Annotated in this window: 16 protein-coding genes; 5 read left to right on the top strand and 11 right to left on the bottom strand. The window is 44.7% G+C overall.

All coding sequences use genetic code 11. The features are described from left to right. Window positions 1–143: 143 nt before the first annotated feature. Together ACAY30_RS03225 and ACAY30_RS03220 are read left to right on the top strand one after the other, a co-directional pair. Window positions 144–1,349, top strand: a complete 1,206-nt coding sequence (locus ACAY30_RS03225; protein WP_290250877.1) for an NnrS family protein — start codon at window positions 144–146, stop codon at window positions 1,347–1,349. Between the two features lie 4 nt (window positions 1,350–1,353). Further along, window positions 1,354–2,298: a D-2-hydroxyacid dehydrogenase gene (locus ACAY30_RS03220; protein ID WP_290250878.1), complete on the top strand. Its 945-nt coding sequence runs from the start codon at window positions 1,354–1,356 to the stop codon at window positions 2,296–2,298. A 269-nt stretch (window positions 2,299–2,567) separates the two neighbouring features. Here ACAY30_RS03220 and ACAY30_RS03215 read toward each other — a convergent pair whose 3' ends face one another. The 3 genes from ACAY30_RS03215 to ACAY30_RS03205 all read right to left on the bottom strand — a co-directional run bounded on the left by ACAY30_RS03215 (window position 2,568) and on the right by ACAY30_RS03205 (window position 4,604). After that, the gene (locus ACAY30_RS03215; RefSeq protein WP_290250879.1) at window positions 2,568–2,774 is read right to left on the bottom strand and encodes a TIGR02922 family protein; all 207 of its coding nucleotides are present in this window, start codon (window positions 2,772–2,774) and stop codon (window positions 2,568–2,570) included. A 40-nt stretch (window positions 2,775–2,814) separates the two neighbouring features. Next, window positions 2,815–3,033: a DUF2375 family protein gene (locus ACAY30_RS03210; protein WP_290250880.1), complete on the bottom strand. Its 219-nt coding sequence runs from the start codon at window positions 3,031–3,033 to the stop codon at window positions 2,815–2,817. Between the two features lie 230 nt (window positions 3,034–3,263). Next, window positions 3,264–4,604, bottom strand: a complete 1,341-nt coding sequence (locus ACAY30_RS03205) for an FAD-binding oxidoreductase (protein ID WP_290250881.1) — start codon at window positions 4,602–4,604, stop codon at window positions 3,264–3,266. Window positions 4,605–4,706: 102 nt separating this feature from the next. Between ACAY30_RS03205 and ACAY30_RS03200 the strand changes: the two genes are divergently transcribed. Beyond that, window positions 4,707–5,288: a GNAT family N-acetyltransferase gene (locus tag ACAY30_RS03200; protein ID WP_290250882.1), complete on the top strand. Its 582-nt coding sequence runs from the start codon at window positions 4,707–4,709 to the stop codon at window positions 5,286–5,288. Between the two features lie 15 nt (window positions 5,289–5,303). On the opposite strand, the gene ung is transcribed toward ACAY30_RS03200, so the two are convergent. The 7 genes from ung to ACAY30_RS03165 all read right to left on the bottom strand — a co-directional run bounded on the left by ung (window position 5,304) and on the right by ACAY30_RS03165 (window position 12,151). Then, window positions 5,304–6,002, bottom strand: a complete 699-nt coding sequence (gene ung / locus ACAY30_RS03195; protein ID WP_290250883.1) for a uracil-DNA glycosylase — start codon at window positions 6,000–6,002, stop codon at window positions 5,304–5,306. Between the two features lie 10 nt (window positions 6,003–6,012). Then, entirely contained in the window at window positions 6,013–7,302 is a 1,290-nt protein-coding gene (thrC, locus tag ACAY30_RS03190) for a threonine synthase (RefSeq protein ID WP_290250884.1), read from the bottom strand. A gap of 9 nt (window positions 7,303–7,311) precedes the next feature. Then, entirely contained in the window at window positions 7,312–8,259 is a 948-nt protein-coding gene (gene thrB / locus ACAY30_RS03185; RefSeq protein ID WP_290250885.1) for a homoserine kinase, read from the bottom strand. Further along, window positions 8,259–10,730: a bifunctional aspartate kinase/homoserine dehydrogenase I gene (gene thrA, locus ACAY30_RS03180; RefSeq protein WP_290250886.1), complete on the bottom strand. Its 2,472-nt coding sequence runs from the start codon at window positions 10,728–10,730 to the stop codon at window positions 8,259–8,261. The genes thrB and thrA overlap by 1 nt, the downstream gene beginning before the upstream one ends. Before the next feature lie 119 nt (window positions 10,731–10,849). Then, a complete protein-coding gene (locus ACAY30_RS03175) occupies window positions 10,850–10,984 on the bottom strand; it encodes a hypothetical protein (protein ID WP_290250887.1) in 135 nt (44 codons plus the stop codon). Between the two features lie 103 nt (window positions 10,985–11,087). Further along, window positions 11,088–11,789, bottom strand: a complete 702-nt coding sequence (locus ACAY30_RS03170; RefSeq protein ID WP_290250888.1) for a M48 family metallopeptidase — start codon at window positions 11,787–11,789, stop codon at window positions 11,088–11,090. Window positions 11,790–11,821: 32 nt separating this feature from the next. Then, window positions 11,822–12,151: a YebG family protein gene (locus tag ACAY30_RS03165; protein ID WP_290250889.1), complete on the bottom strand. Its 330-nt coding sequence runs from the start codon at window positions 12,149–12,151 to the stop codon at window positions 11,822–11,824. A 521-nt stretch (window positions 12,152–12,672) separates the two neighbouring features. Between ACAY30_RS03165 and ACAY30_RS03160 the strand changes: the two genes are divergently transcribed. Further along, window positions 12,673–13,005 carry a DUF3718 domain-containing protein gene (locus tag ACAY30_RS03160; RefSeq protein ID WP_290250890.1) on the top strand — a complete coding sequence of 111 codons (333 nt, stop codon included), beginning with the start codon at window positions 12,673–12,675 and terminating at the stop codon, window positions 13,003–13,005. Between the two features lie 175 nt (window positions 13,006–13,180). Here the strand turns inward: ACAY30_RS03160 and ACAY30_RS03155 are convergent, their stop codons facing one another. Next, complete coding sequence (locus ACAY30_RS03155) at window positions 13,181–13,945, bottom strand: SDR family oxidoreductase (protein WP_290250891.1); 765 nt, start codon at window positions 13,943–13,945, stop codon at window positions 13,181–13,183. Between the two features lie 355 nt (window positions 13,946–14,300). Between ACAY30_RS03155 and ACAY30_RS03150 the strand changes: the two genes are divergently transcribed. Beyond that, window positions 14,301–14,492, top strand: coding sequence for a PA3496 family putative envelope integrity protein (locus ACAY30_RS03150; protein ID WP_290250892.1), 192 nt, complete (start codon window positions 14,301–14,303; stop codon window positions 14,490–14,492). Window positions 14,493–14,563 lie beyond the last annotated feature (71 nt).

Here is a 14,563-nt window from a genome sequence, read left to right as displayed (position 1 = left end):
GTCTACGTCATTATCCTATATTTGCCTTTTAAGGCTATACTCACGGTATTATGTAATCTCCCTGCATTTTTTTACTTGTGGTATGTGTATCAAACTGGGAAACAGCAAATCATCCATAGTTACCGAACGGCCAAGAGTACTAAATGCTGTCAATTGACGATCTCGCTAAAGAATCCAATATAACCCCATTATTTCGTCTGAGTTTCAGACCGTTTTTTACCTTAGGGGTGTTTTTTAGTTGCTTCGCATTAGTTGTTTGGCTTGTGGTGTTATCGGCCAATGTTGCCATATCGGTTTACGGTGGCGGCTATTTTTATCACGTTCACGAAATGATCTTTGGTTTTGTCTGCGCGATAATTGTCGGCTTTTTATTAACGGCTGTACAAAACTGGACTGGCGTGCGCTCGATAAATGGCGCACCGTTAATGTATCTCGTTCTGCTATGGATTGCCGGTCGGATCAGCTTATTACTCGATGGTTGGCTTGCCAAGGAACTAATTGCGCTTATTGATTTGAGTTTTTTGCCTGTGGCGGCTTACTTTTTAGCCAAGCCGTTACTGCGAGTAAAGCAAACTCGCAATGCGTTTTTCGTCGTTATTTTGGCGGCTTTATTGATCCTTAACGCGCTTATGCATTCGGTCGTTCTTGGCTGGTATGACGCCAATATTCAATATCTGTTTTATGCGGCTATTTTATTGATTACCTTACTTATGTCTATTATGACCGCACGCGTGGTGCCGATGTTTACTGCAAATGCCACCGGCACGAGCAAGCCATTGCCCAATACCTATATAGACCGCGCCTGCAATATCCCGTTATTGCTACTTATTGCGAGTTATTTAATGACCTCTCACCTTGGTATCCCAACAACGATGCTAGCAGTGTTGATGCTGATCAGCGGCAGTGCGCATACCGTTCGTCTGTTGCGGTGGCGACCTTGGATTACCCTGTCAACGCCATTATTGTGGTCGTTGCACTGCAGTGTACTATATACTGGTATCGGTTTAATTGGATTGTCGATATGTCTGTTTTTACAATCAACGGCGTTAAATCATATTTGGCATTTATTAACCGTTGGCGGTATGGCGGGGTTAATTTTGGCGATGATATCTAGGGTGAGTTTAGGCCACACTGGACGACCATTGACGCCAGCTCGGATTGTAAGTATTGCTTTTATTTTGGTGCCATTAGCCGCCTTGTTACGTAGCTTTGGTCCGATTATTTGGCCACACAATCATTTACTATTTATTCAATTAAGTAGTTTGTGTTGGCTTATTGCATTTGCTATTTTTTTAATTAAATATGCCCCTGTGTTAATGCAACCCAGAAAAGACGGCCGGCCAGGATAGATTCATGCGCGCAGTATTTTTAGACAAGAGTACCATCAACGAGAACATTGATTTTTCACCTATCGAAACCTCGCTTACTAATATCAGCTATTTTGATTCAACGCCGGCTAACAAAGTAGTGGCTCGCAGTCGCTATGCCGATATCATTATTACCAATAAAGTGGTAATTGACGATGAGATCATGGCGCAATTACCGCACTTAAAGCAAATTTGTGTGGCGGCAACCGGCACCAACAATATAGACACAGAAGCAGCGAGGCGACGGGGAATTTCAGTCAACAATGTGGAGGGATATTCGACCTCATCAGTCAGCCAATACGTATTCGCTATGCTGTTGGAACACATGCAAAAAACATCAGAATATGTCGCTAATGTCAGGCGTGGTGAGTGGCAAAAAAGTCATGTGTTTTGCCACTTTACAACACCGATTCACGAACTGTCAGGTAAAACCTTAACCCTTATTGGCTACGGCAGTATTGCTCGTTCGGTAGAAACGATTGCTCGAGCATTTGGGATGCATGTTATTATCGCAGAGCGACGCGATGCTCATTCAATTCGCCCTGGTAGGATGCCCTTTGAACAAGCCTTGAGCGTTGCTGATGTGGTCAGTTTGCACGCACCACTCACCGATAAAACCCAAGCGTTAATTGATCAACACAGTATTGCGATAATGAAAAAAGGCGCCATTCTCATCAATACCGCAAGAGGAGGCCTCATTGATAATGATGCGGTAATAAAGGCGTTGCGAAGTCGCAAGTTGGATGCGGTCATACTCGACGTACTCGATACCGAACCCGCTACGGATGAACACCCTTTAATTGCCTATCAACACCCGAACTTATACATTACGGCTCATATTGCTTGGGGGTCGCAACAGGCACAACAGCGACTAATAAACGCCATTGCCGATAATATCGCCGCCTTTATAAAAAGACACGTTGCTACCTAGTTGAGGTATGAATGTAGTTCGAATTAAACGGGATTTAACCGAGGCATTGCGAGAAAAGTATGGTTCTTGCAAACGAACGAGCAACAATGAGAAATGACGTTTAAGCGAATTCAATAACCGAATCCGCAGGTCTGCGTTTATTGAGCATTTTCACCGCATTCTGACTTACCCATGTGGAATAACCGCACAGCATAAGTACTGCCTGCAAAAATGCTCACAAAACCGGTGAAAACTTACAGTAGCATTCACTCGGTGTTAGTGGCGGTTGTTCAAACCGCTACGGGTTCGATAAAATCAACCCGCTCACCCACTTTATTGATAATATTCAACTCACCTTCGTACACAGCGATAATCGACTTTTCTTGCTGGTACTCAGGTGGCACAATCACCGCTCCCTGTTCGTTTACCTCAAAATCAACAACCTCGTGTAACAGCTCGAGTGAAACAGTTTCATAGTATATTACAGTTACTTGCATGGCTTTTATCACCTTCCCCTTGGCTCAATTGTTAATGCGATTACAACCAAGCACTATCGTTATTATTATTGAGTTCAATATCAAGAGGTTGGTGCTCTCCCTCGCAAACCGCAACAATAGATTTACCGTTTTTAAATTGGTCGGATAACACCACTCTACCTTCAGCTAATACCGGAAATTCACCTATGTGGTGTTTGAGTTCAAGTGTATCACTATCAAAGTAAATAACGGTTACATTCATGGTTTTGTTGTCTGGCATATTGATTAACTCAGTCTTTTTAGTATTGTACGGTTGCTATATTGCACGACACAAAAAGTGTTACCAACACGCTCGTATTGATCTACTACTCTTTGCAATATCTACCTACGCTAATAATTGCGAGCCCCGAGGTCAAGCTTTTTTCACCAATCTTATTAGAGTGTTAGACAAAATAAGACCTTTTTATTTTGTCGCTGAAGTCACCTCCAAGCTGGTGTCTGCTAGGTTTCCTATAAAAATTGATCGGCAAACTTACCGTAGTGAAAATACGCCCACTGTCCGATGCGCCGAAACGCCGGCATAGGAAAAGGCACGAGCTGGCGGTTGTACAAGGGAATATCTGGCACCGCTCTACCTGCGACTTTATCAGCGAGGCGCTTTCCAGCTTGCACCGCAAATGACACGCCGTTACCACAATATCCCATCGCATAAAAAATGCCCTTGCTGCCCTCGGCCTGGGCGATATGGGGAATGTCATCTAAGCTCATGCATATCCAACCTGACCAGCGATACTGGTAGCGTACGTCAGCGAGTGGTGGAAAACTGCGTTTTAGCTCCTGCAATAATCGCTCTGCATAATACGGATCATCAGCACTTTTACCGGTAATAGCCCCTCTGCCACCAAATAAAATACGGTTATCTGGCAATTTTCGGTAATAGTATTTCAACGCTCGCGTATCCATCACCACATTGGAAGTAATGAAGTTACACGCTTGAAGTTGAGCCTCGGTCAATGGCTCAGTCACTATAATTTGTGATAATACCGGTAAGGTTTTATTAGCCACACTCGAGTCAAACCCCTTTGGTGTATAACCATTGGTGGCGATCACCACTTTGTCACAGCTGATATTGGCGTGTTCGGTGATGACTCGATAGCGATTGCCATATTGCTCAATCGACACGGCAGGAGTGTTGGTATAGACATCGACGCCAGCTTTATTCAACAAGTCGTGATAGCCAAACGCCAACTTTAACGGGTTAATGCCCACACCGTCTTCAAAGCGTATTGCACCGTGGGCGTTTTCATCGTTCATGTACTGCTGGTGCACTTGAGTGCGAGACAAAATATCAACGTGGTAACCGAACATTGAGCTTAGCAGCGATGCTTGAGCTTCAAGCTCACGCATTTTATTGGGCTTGTGAGCAATGCGGATGTAGCCCGGTTGCTGAACATCGCAATCAATGCCCTCATTGATAAATCCGTGAACCCGCTCAACACCTTCAACCGCCTCTTGATAAACCATGCGCATCACCGGATCGCCCCAGTGTTTTTGCATTTGCGTCCACGACTTGCGACCGGTTGACTTTAATATAAAGCCGGCATTACGGCCACTGCATCCCCAAGCGGTTTGATTGGCCTCGATCACCACGGGTGTGATGTTGAAATCACGCTGAAGATGAAGCGCACATGACATCCCGGTATAGCCAGCACCGATAATCACCACATCGGTATCTAAATCCTCAGTTAAGCGGTCTTTGCTCACCGGTGGTTCGCCACTTACACTTGCCCAGTAACTATCTGGATAGCCTTGACCACTGGCAATAGCTTGTTCAATGAGAGGGTCATACATAGCACATACGTCCTTTTTTTGATGTGCTTGCGCAGATAGGGCACACCACAAAGTTAAATTTACTATATACTATCAGGCCTTGTGAAGACGACAACAGTGAATATGAAACAAGACATCATTTACAGAGCAATGCAAACGGCTGATTTTGACGCCGTAATCGAACTGGGCAACCGCATTCACGGACACGGTTATGTCAATGCGCAACAAATGAAGCAATGGTTCGAACAAGGTATCAAAGACGGTATCAACGCCAACTATGTCGCTTATCACGGCGACAAACTGGTCGGCTTTCGCATAACCTTTGCGGCGCAGCAATTTACCCTTGATAAATGGTACACGCCAACAGCTTGGCGCACACCGATAGAGCAAACAGCGTATTTTAAATGTAATAGTGTCGATGAAAACTATCAGCGCTGCGGTATTGGCTCGACCTTGTTAAAGCGAGCTGTTCAAGCATTACAAGCACAAGGCGCTAAAGCGGGGGTAAGCCACTTGTGGCGCCAAAGCCCTGGCAACAGTGCAGTCGAATACTTTACTAAGTGCGATGGACAACTGGTAAAAGATCACCCGGGCAAGTGGAACGAAGACAGCAAAAACGGTTATACCTGTACCATTTGCGCCAACGACTGCCATTGTGTTGCCGCAGAGATGATCATTTATTTTGATTCGGCGCATCAGCAATAAGCGCCTGCGACATGACTAAAATAGGCGGCCCTGTTGCTCGTCACAACGGGGCTCTGTCAATTGCCAATTGATGGGCTCGATTCCGTGTCGGCGCAAATAGTGATTGGTTTTGGAAAAGTGTTTACAGCCGAAAAAGCCTCGGTAGGCTGACAGAGGCGATGGATGTGCTCCTGACAAAATAAGGTGACGTTTATTATCAAGCTGCTTGCCCTTGTTTTGGGCGTGCTTGCCCCACAGTATAAACACCAGATTGTCGCGATGTTGATTGAGTTCTTCGATCACCCGATCAGTAAATGTTTCCCAACCGATCTTGGCATGCGAATGAGCTTGCCCCTGGCGCACCGTTAATACCGTGTTGAGTAGCAACACCCCTTGCTCCGCCCAAGCCGTTAAATTTCCGTGTGATGGCGCAGTAAAGCCGTCGATGTCGGTGGTGAGTTCTTTGTACATATTGTTGAGACTCGGCGGTACTCGTACGCCGTGTTCTACTGAAAAGGCAAGGCCGTGGGCTTGATTGGGGCCATGATAAGGATCTTGTCCTAATACAACCACTTTTACCGCGTCAAATGGAGTGAGTTCAAACGCTCGATAAACGCAACTGGGCTGAGGGTAAATCATCTCACCCGCAGCCCGTTGTTTGGCAATATTTTGTTGTAGCGCTTTAAAGTAAGGCTGTGCTTGTTGTTGTTGCAAAAATACTTGCCAATGGTTCATAAAGCTCACACTATTTACTGGTTAAAAACTGCCGTAGCTTAGCAAAGTCGTTTGCCATAGGCACGGATAATATCTCTTCGGTGGCACAATCGGCTAACTCTTTTGGTAACCCAATCGGCGTACCGAGAATACTTTCTACTGAATCTTTAAATTTCGCTGGATGAGCGGTACCGAGAAAGATGCCAAATTCATCCGCTTCGATTTGATACTTTAACGCTTTATACGCAACCGACGCATGAGGTTCACTGATGTAACCGAGTTGGTTCAGTTGTCGCATCCCTATTTGCGTTTGCTCTTCATCGATGGCGATAGACGTTAAACAGTTAGCGTCCACTATGTGGTTGGTTAACATATGCTCGACACGAGGCCAGTTATTCGGTTTAGCAACATCCATCGCATTCGATAAGGTTGCAACGGTCGGCTGAGGTTGCCAGTGACGGGTTTGCAAATATCGAGGTACCGTATCGTTGACGTTAGTCGCAGCGACAAAGCGTTTAATTGGCAGCCCCATCGCTTGAGCCATCATTGCTGCCGTTAAGTTACCAAAATTACCACTGGGTACTGAGATAACTAAATCATCATAACGGCCACGCTGTCGTTTAACCTGTGCAGCGGCTTCAAAGTAGTAGCAAATTTGCGCCAACAATCTCGATATATTAATTGAATTCGCCGAATTAAGGCCAACTTGTTGCACCAGGTGTTCATCGTCAAAGCACTGTTTCACTAAGCTTTGACAGTCGTCAAAACTGCCGTCGACCGCCAGCGTTTTGATATTACCACCGAGGGTAGTAAACATTTTTTCTTGCAACAAACTTATCTTGCCCTTGGGGTATAAGATAACGACATTGATATTATCCATACCGTAAAAGGCATGAGCGACCGCCGCACCGGTGTCACCTGATGTCGCAGTTAAAATTGTTAGTGGCGTAGCTCGCTGTTTACTAAATTCTCGCAGACATTGCGCCATAAAACGGGCACCAAAGTCTTTAAAGGCCAACGTCGGACCGTGGAACAACTCTAATGTGGCAATGTTCTCGTCTATCGCGTGTACTTGTGCCGAAAAGTTAAAGGCTCGACTGATCAGTTGCAACAACTCTGCTTGGCTAAAGTCCTGTTCCACATAGGGGTACAAAATCTTCGCACTGCGCTCAACCATTGGCATCGACAAGAGCTGATCAATGTCGCTGAACGTCGGTATGCGCTCAGCAAAAAACAAGCCTCTATCTTTGCCCAAACCTTGCATTACTGCATGGCTAAAACCTAACGTTTGCTGTGGATGTTTTAAATTATAATATTGCATTAGATTCCCCTAAATCACTCGCGCACCTTGTACATCGGCTTGGCAAATATGCACGAAGCCGGCATCACTTTGAAGATAATGCGCAGTTAAATACGCGGCTAATTGCTGTGCGGATAACAACGTGTCACAGGCGACAAATAAGGTTGGTCCTGAACCGGAAATTCCAGCCGCCAGGGCGCCGTTGTCTAGCACATAGTTCTTGACCAGTTCGGCCTTTGGAATTAACTCAAGGCGATAAGGTTCAGCCAAGACATCAGTAACATACGACAACGCCTGGGTGGTATCTCGTCGATGGCAAGCATCGACAAAACTGGCTAAATTGGTTCCAAATTCTATTACTGTGTGGCGTGGGTAATGTTCGGGTAGAGCCTCTCGTGCAGCGCGAGTTGACACCTCAACACCGGGATACGCCATAATCCAATATACCCCATCTAAAGCAGGTAGGGTTTGGCAAATTTTTTGTCGATCACCGACCATTAACTGCAACCCACCGTGAAAACAGGGAGCAACGTTGTCGTAATGCAAGCTACCGCTTATTTTCTCTTCCATTTCGCCCATCATCGATAGCAATTGTGCGTCGTTGAACGGATTCTGATAAAATTCATTAAGTGCCATTAGGGCCGCAACAATTGAACAAGCACTCGAACCAAGACCACTGCCAACTGGCATAGCTTTAGTTAAACAAAGTTCGACCGCCATTGTCTCAATATCTCGCTGTTGTAGCGCCCGTTCAAACCGCTGTAAACAACTAAACACTATGTTGTCTGACACTTGCTGTGGTAACTTGTGAGCATACTGACCATTGATAAATACTTGGTTATGCTCGCAATCACTCTGACCGACACTGACTATATCGCCCAATAAGACATTTGATATCGGACGAATAGCCATTCCCAACACGTCAAAGCCAACGCTGACATTGCCAATGGAGGCTGGTGCAAATACTTTTACTGTCATTAGATATCCTGTTTCCACGCCTGAGTTCGCAATATATCGGAAAACACCCCCGCAGCGGTGACGTCTGCACCAGCTCCGTATCCGCGAAGCACTAGCGGTATTGGTTGATAATAATGGCTTAAAATAGATAGCGCATTTTCACCGTCTTTGATCGCATACAACGGGTGATCGCTGGTAACGGCTTCGATAGATACCTGACACTCACCATTGACAATTTTACCGACATAACGCAAGCGTTTGCCCTGCTGCTGTGCACTTGAAGCTTTATCGACAAAGTAATCATCGACTTCAGACAAGCGTTGCATAAAGTCGTCAACCGAACCTGACGTATCAAAGTTATCAGGTAAAATGGGGGCCACTTTTATGTGTTCTAGCTCTAACGCCATGCCCGCCTCGCGTGCCATGATCAGTAACTTTCGAGCGACGTCCATGCCGCTTAAATCATCTCTTGGATCGGGTTCGGTAAACCCGTTTTGCTTGGCGATTTGAGTTGCTTTTGAAAACTTAACCCCTTGGTCTAGTTGACCAAAGATGTAAGACAAGGAACCCGATAACACCCCTTCAAACTGGACTAATTTATCGCCTGCTTGAAATAGCTTTTGCAAGGTATCAATGACAGGAAGCCCAGCTCCAACATTGGTTTCATATAAAAACAAGCGATTGGTTTTACGCGCCGCATCCCTTAGCTGGCGGTAGTATTGCCAACTGTCGGTGTTGGCTTTTTTATTTGGCGTAATAACGTGAAAGCCTTCATCGAGATAATCGACATACTGACGACTCAACGCACTATCCGAGGTACAATCAACCAATACAGGATTAATCAGGTGTTGTTCGCGCACAAAGTCTTTAACCACGCTGACACTTAATGGACTAAACTCCTTTTTCAAATCTACCGCTTGCGAAAATTCTGTTTGCCACTCGCTGGTGCAAATCCCATCGCGGTTAAATACCACCCCCTTTGAGTTGGCTATACCATAGACCTTCAGGTCGATGCCTTGTTTCTTTAACGACGCTTGCTGACGTCCTATTTGGGTGAGTAGCGCACTGCCAACCACACCACAGCCGACGATAAACACATCAATCGTATGACGTTTAGAAAAGAAATTTTGGTGACACACCTTTAATGCATCCGTACTTTTTCGCTGTTCAATAACCACAGAAATACTGCGCTCTGATGAATCTTGGGCAATGGCGATAACGTTGACCCGAGCTTGCGCCAGCGAACTAAATAACTTTCCCGCAACCCCTCTTTGATGATGCATGCCATCACCCACTAAAGACACGATAGATAAATTAGATTGCATATCGATGGGATCGAGTAACTGATTGAGCAGCTCTAACTCAAATTCCGTTTGCAAGCTTTGCTGGGCGCGATACGCATCGCGAGAGTAGACACAAAAACTAATGCAATACTCTGATGACGACTGACTGATCAGCACCAGAGAAATGTTTTCGTTACTCATACACGCGAATATGCGACTGGCCATGCCGACCATGCCTTTCATTCCCGGTCCGGAAACATTAATCATGGTCAGTTCATCGAGATTTGATATGGCTTTAACTTGCTTGGTAACTTGGCTTGTATCTGAAATAAGAGTGCCTTTGGCGGCTAAATTTAGGGTATTTTTGATCAAACAAGGAATGTGATGCTGAGCAATAGGCCCTATTGTTTTAGGGTGTAACACTTTGGCGCCAAAATAACTCAGCTCCATAGCCTCTTGATACGATAAATGTTCTAACAAGCTGGCGTCTTTGATCAATCTTGGATCGGCGTTGTACACACCGTCAACGTCTGTCCAAATTTCACAGCATTGCGCATTGACACAGACACTGAGTACGGCGGCCGAATAATCAGAGCCATTGCGCCCCAAGGTGGTGGTTTTTCCCGATGGTGAAACGCCAATAAACCCAGGCATTACGCTAATGCGATGACGTTCGCTGTAATGTTCTGAGAACAATTGTCTGGCTAATACCAAATCGGCTACGGCGTCAAGCGACGATTCATTGGTGCGCAAGAACAGCTCAGGCTCAAAAACAGCGATCGTTTGCTGATCTGTATTTAACAGCGCTTCTAATATCGCGACACTTAATCGCTCGCCTGTGCAAATGATTTGTGCGCGGATGTGATCGGGACAGTAATCGAGCATCGCAGCTCCGTTTAACCAACGCTTGAGCTTTTGACTTTGCGATGCAAATGCCTGCTCCGCATGGTGGCGATTAAACGGCCGTGGTAGATTATCTAACTGATCAAATATGCCATTAACGAGGTGTTGATACTGTTCGAGTTGTTGCTCAATCGAGTCGCTGTGCAAATACTCTGTCATCGCCAACAAATGATTGGTCACCCCCTGTGGTGCCGACACCACAATAGCCACCGGTGCTTGTTGGCTTTTCGCCTCAATAATATCGCACACGGTATTAAATCGCTGCCCGTTGGCAAGAGACGACCCACCAAACTTTATCACTCTCATAGTATTTTCCCTCACCCAACGTTGTCGTTAACACATAATGCAAAAGCCCAATGCCATAAATAAAAAAGCCCGTACCTTGGTCGGTTACGGGCTTTGCTGTTGATTTGATAATTTACACGCTAGCCACCGACCGCCATTGTCATATCAATGGTGGTAATAAGCATGATGTCGGTGAGGCGAATAAATACTTTCATAGTTTCACTGTGCCTTAGCCGGTAATGTCTGTCAAGACGGAATTTACAAACAATTAACATTATTAATTCCGTTGTAGTCAATCAGGTTAGGCTGTAGAGAATGTCGCGATATAAAACTGCATGACGAGCGACTGCAGTCCCCAGAGCTTTATAGGACCGTTGGTTAGGTGTGGCTATGTTGCCAATACAAGTGCTGCTGGTGGGTTATTAACCACTGTTTAGCATCCTCTATCGGTTGATAAAATTGGTTCACCAGTTGCCAAAATTGGCGCGAGTGATTTAGGTGCTTTAAATGACATAACTCGTGGATAACGACATAGTCTTGAACCCAACTTGGCGCCATGACTAGAAGCCAGTTAAGCTTGACGTGCCCGCTGGCATCACAACTGCCCCAACGAGTTTTAAAGTAGCGTACGGTAACCTTGTCGGCGACCAAACCAGTCGCTTGTTGCCATATTTTGATGCGTTCTAATAACTGCTGCTGCGCCTGCTTTTTGTACCACTGGTGCAGTTGACTTTTAACCTGCTGCTCTGTCGAACAAGTGTGATTAGCGGTTAACGTCAGCTGCAGTTGATCGCCGATAACCGTCACCTGCAAAGCGCTGCCAGTTGTCACCGACAACCTCAACGGCGCGCCACCGTAGTAAAATAGTTGTCCCGATTGATAGTTGCGCCTTGGCGCTTGATATTGACCTTGTAAGGCGATTTTTTGTCGCAGCCACTCTCCCTTGGCAATGACGAGCTGGTGGATATAATCATCACTAACACCTTGCGGAGCCAGCACCCTCACCTGCCCTTGCTTGACCTGTAAACTGATGGTCTTGCGACGAGCGCTTTTTATCAACTGATAAGCTATGTCATTCATGTCCGTGCTAGTGCAATATTGGTGGACACAAATTAAGCTTTTGCATCGTCAGCAACTGCTGATTTTTTAGTTGCGGCTTTAGCTTTTTTAACTTCAACCGATGCATTGGTAGATTTTTTTGTCTCAGGTTTTGGTTTTTTGGCCAGCAGAGATACCAATACCTGTTCGCGATTTTTCGCTAAAAAGATACTAATGTCTTCTACTGTTTGCTCATCGAGTTCCAATGTTGATTGATCGAGTAACACCGACAAATTATCGGCCATATCGAGCATTTTGTCGTACTCATCGGCAGCCTTTTTGTCCATAAACGTATTAACCTCCACCCCATTGCGAACTACTACAAAGCGACTTTCTACAGCCATCGTATTTCCCTTCTAAACCGTCAAATCAACGCAACTAGAGCAAGTTAAAAACCACTCGAGCTTTGCCAATTTGTGTGAATTGTTTCAGTAAGTGTATATTTATACAGTAATTTAACAGGTTTTATGCCTGTCATCTAGGATTAATTTTATTTTCTCTTATTCACTTATCGCAGTTTACCAGCAATTGGTCGCTGACCCGCTCCCTCAAGCCAGTCAGTTTTGCCACTGGATGTAACTATTTGTGTCAACGCCAATCAATTCAAAGCCTCAAAAACCAAACAAAAAGCATTAAATATCAATGCATTATACAAAAAGCAAACAAAATTAACGGCTGCTTTTTTTGTTACATTCACTGGCTCTTTCGTTAACAAACTTTAAACAAAAATAGGTCATTATTATATCAACAGCGAACAACGCAGTATCTGTTAATCAACGTCGGTAAAACACAACAGCAAAACAACGTAACGAAACAGAACGCAACTAAACAGATTGAAACAGAATAACCTATGTGGAGAGCAACAATGAAAACACTTACTTTAGTAGCTTTAATGACAACCAGTATGACTTTATCAGTTCAAGCCAATGCCGATAGCACTATGGACCCATACATTGAAAGTGCCCTTGTGCAAGTCTGCAAATCAGCCCAATCAAATGATTTAAGCGATATGCGAAGCACCATTAAAAGCTTTCGCCTAAATGAAAAAACGGTTGCCCAAAACGTCGTGTGTAACGGTGATAACATTATTAACTTTGCGGAAGATGCAGGCGCATATAAAACAGCAAATCATTTGCAGCAGCGCCTCGGCGAGAGTGAAATCACCGATTTAGCCTATGTCTATGCGGTTACTTTTTAAATGAAATATATCGCTAACGCGACACAGCAATACAGTTCCCCCCTAAGCGCTTAGGAACGTACCTTACGACCTAGGCGCTTATTTTTTGCAAAAAAAATTAGGTATTAATCAGTGGCGTTCACCTGTGCTGTTCAACGCGAATATCAATCTCTGTTTAAGTCGGTTATGTTTTCGTTTAACTAAAGCGCCGTAGCAGCCAATTTGGAGCGAGTAATAATACATAACGCATAATCGCCCACGGCCACCATGGTAAAAATGCATTGCCGACCTCTTTTTCAATAGCCTTGACAATTTGCTTACATCCGCTGTGCACATCGACCATAAATGGCAATTTTTTGTTGTGATTGGTTATTTCCGTTTCGATATAACCAGGGTGAATTGAGGTGACGTTTATCGGTGTCGAAAGGGTATCAATGGCAATACCTTGTGCCATTGATTTTAATGCGGCTTTCGTTGCTGCATAAACCGTCATAGTATTGCCAAGGCCGGCTTCTGAGCTCATCGAGGACATGGTCACCAAATGGCCATGGTTTTGTAATCGAAAGATTTCCATCGCCGCTTCGCATTGTGTTAACGCGCCAATAAAGTTGGTCTCTGCGATCCGCTTATTGTGTTGATAGTGGCCAGAGCCGATCATTTTGCCACCGCCAATACCGGCATTAACAATAATGCGATCAAGTCCACCAAGTTGCTCTGCAGCTTGACTAAACACAGAAAACACTTGTTGCTCATCATTCACATCTAAAGCAAATACCAACACCCTAATTGTCGGATAACTGTGTTGTAAATGCTCGGCTAATTCGGTTAACCGTTGCTCGCGACGGGCGCATAAAACCAAGTTTCTGCCTAGTTTGGCAAACTGTTTGGCCAACTCTTCCCCAATGCCTGAACTGGCGCCAGTGATTAAAATATTTTTGCGTTTCGGTCCTACCTGTTTCATTTAACTATGCTGTGTTATTGGCGTGTTTTTTAGCCTACCACAATTTTGACTGCCAATACGAGATGTTTGCCTTTGACGACAAAACCAATAAACTTCAGATACTTAAAACAAAAAACAGAAGAAAACTGTAATCGCTTAAGGACACGCCTCATTACACGGCTCCTCGCTAGTGATGGCCCAATCGAGAAAAACATTGCCGATTATTTATCAACAACCTCGCCCTAGACTACAATAGATAAGGGATAGGCGATTTTGTGCACATGCATTAAAATTGAAAAATTTTATTTGACCTAAAAAATATTTTTTCCTATTTTTCACATTTTAACGGTTTAACTAACTTGTTGAGGATGTAGTAATGACGCGAGATAAAATCATTGACGACGTCGATTTTGGTAATAGTGATGGCGAGTATGGTGATGACGTATCGTCAAACAGTGATAACGACACAGTAAATCCCGAATCAGCCAAAACCCGTCGTCGCATTGATGAATTACTTGAGCGCAAGCGTCTAAAAGAACTGCTCGACGAAGACGAGTGGGAGTTATAATTTCCCGCTCGGTCAAAAAAGTTCCTTTTCATTTGAACAAATCTTCTCTAATCTCAATAACATAACAACAA

It is taken from the genome of Thalassotalea ponticola, from assembly GCF_041379045.1.
GTDB classification, from domain to species: Bacteria; Pseudomonadota; Gammaproteobacteria; order Enterobacterales; family Alteromonadaceae; genus Thalassotalea_A; species Thalassotalea_A ponticola.
Note: the sequence above shows the minus strand (reverse complement) of the source record. Positions and strands in the feature narration are given on the sequence as shown.

Excerpts from the sequence above, each read along its gene's own strand:
- ACAY30_RS03200 (WP_290250882.1), top strand. The coding sequence starts at position 4,707 with ATGAAACAAGACATCATTTACAGAGCAATGCAAACGGCTGATTTTGAC.
- thrA (WP_290250886.1), bottom strand. The coding sequence starts at position 10,730 with ATGAGAGTGATAAAGTTTGGTGGGTCGTCTCTTGCCAACGGGCAGCGA.
- ACAY30_RS03155 (WP_290250891.1), bottom strand. The coding sequence starts at position 13,945 with ATGAAACAGGTAGGACCGAAACGCAAAAATATTTTAATCACTGGCGCC.
- ACAY30_RS03205 (WP_290250881.1), bottom strand. The coding sequence starts at position 4,604 with ATGTATGACCCTCTCATTGAACAAGCTATTGCCAGTGGTCAAGGCTAT.
- ACAY30_RS03225 (WP_290250877.1), top strand. The coding sequence starts at position 144 with ATGCTGTCAATTGACGATCTCGCTAAAGAATCCAATATAACCCCATTA.
- ACAY30_RS03170 (WP_290250888.1), bottom strand. The coding sequence starts at position 11,789 with ATGAATGACATAGCTTATCAGTTGATAAAAAGCGCTCGTCGCAAGACC.
- ACAY30_RS03175 (WP_290250887.1), bottom strand. The coding sequence starts at position 10,984 with ATGTTAATTGTTTGTAAATTCCGTCTTGACAGACATTACCGGCTAAGG.
- ACAY30_RS03215 (WP_290250879.1), bottom strand. The coding sequence starts at position 2,774 with ATGCAAGTAACTGTAATATACTATGAAACTGTTTCACTCGAGCTGTTA.
- ACAY30_RS03160 (WP_290250890.1), top strand. The coding sequence starts at position 12,673 with ATGAAAACACTTACTTTAGTAGCTTTAATGACAACCAGTATGACTTTA.
- ung (WP_290250883.1), bottom strand. The coding sequence starts at position 6,002 with ATGAACCATTGGCAAGTATTTTTGCAACAACAACAAGCACAGCCTTAC.
- ACAY30_RS03220 (WP_290250878.1), top strand. The coding sequence starts at position 1,354 with ATGCGCGCAGTATTTTTAGACAAGAGTACCATCAACGAGAACATTGAT.
- ACAY30_RS03165 (WP_290250889.1), bottom strand. The coding sequence starts at position 12,151 with ATGGCTGTAGAAAGTCGCTTTGTAGTAGTTCGCAATGGGGTGGAGGTT.
- thrC (WP_290250884.1), bottom strand. The coding sequence starts at position 7,302 with ATGCAATATTATAATTTAAAACATCCACAGCAAACGTTAGGTTTTAGC.
- thrB (WP_290250885.1), bottom strand. The coding sequence starts at position 8,259 with ATGACAGTAAAAGTATTTGCACCAGCCTCCATTGGCAATGTCAGCGTT.
- ACAY30_RS03210 (WP_290250880.1), bottom strand. The coding sequence starts at position 3,033 with ATGCCAGACAACAAAACCATGAATGTAACCGTTATTTACTTTGATAGT.
- ACAY30_RS03150 (WP_290250892.1), top strand. The coding sequence starts at position 14,301 with ATGACGCGAGATAAAATCATTGACGACGTCGATTTTGGTAATAGTGAT.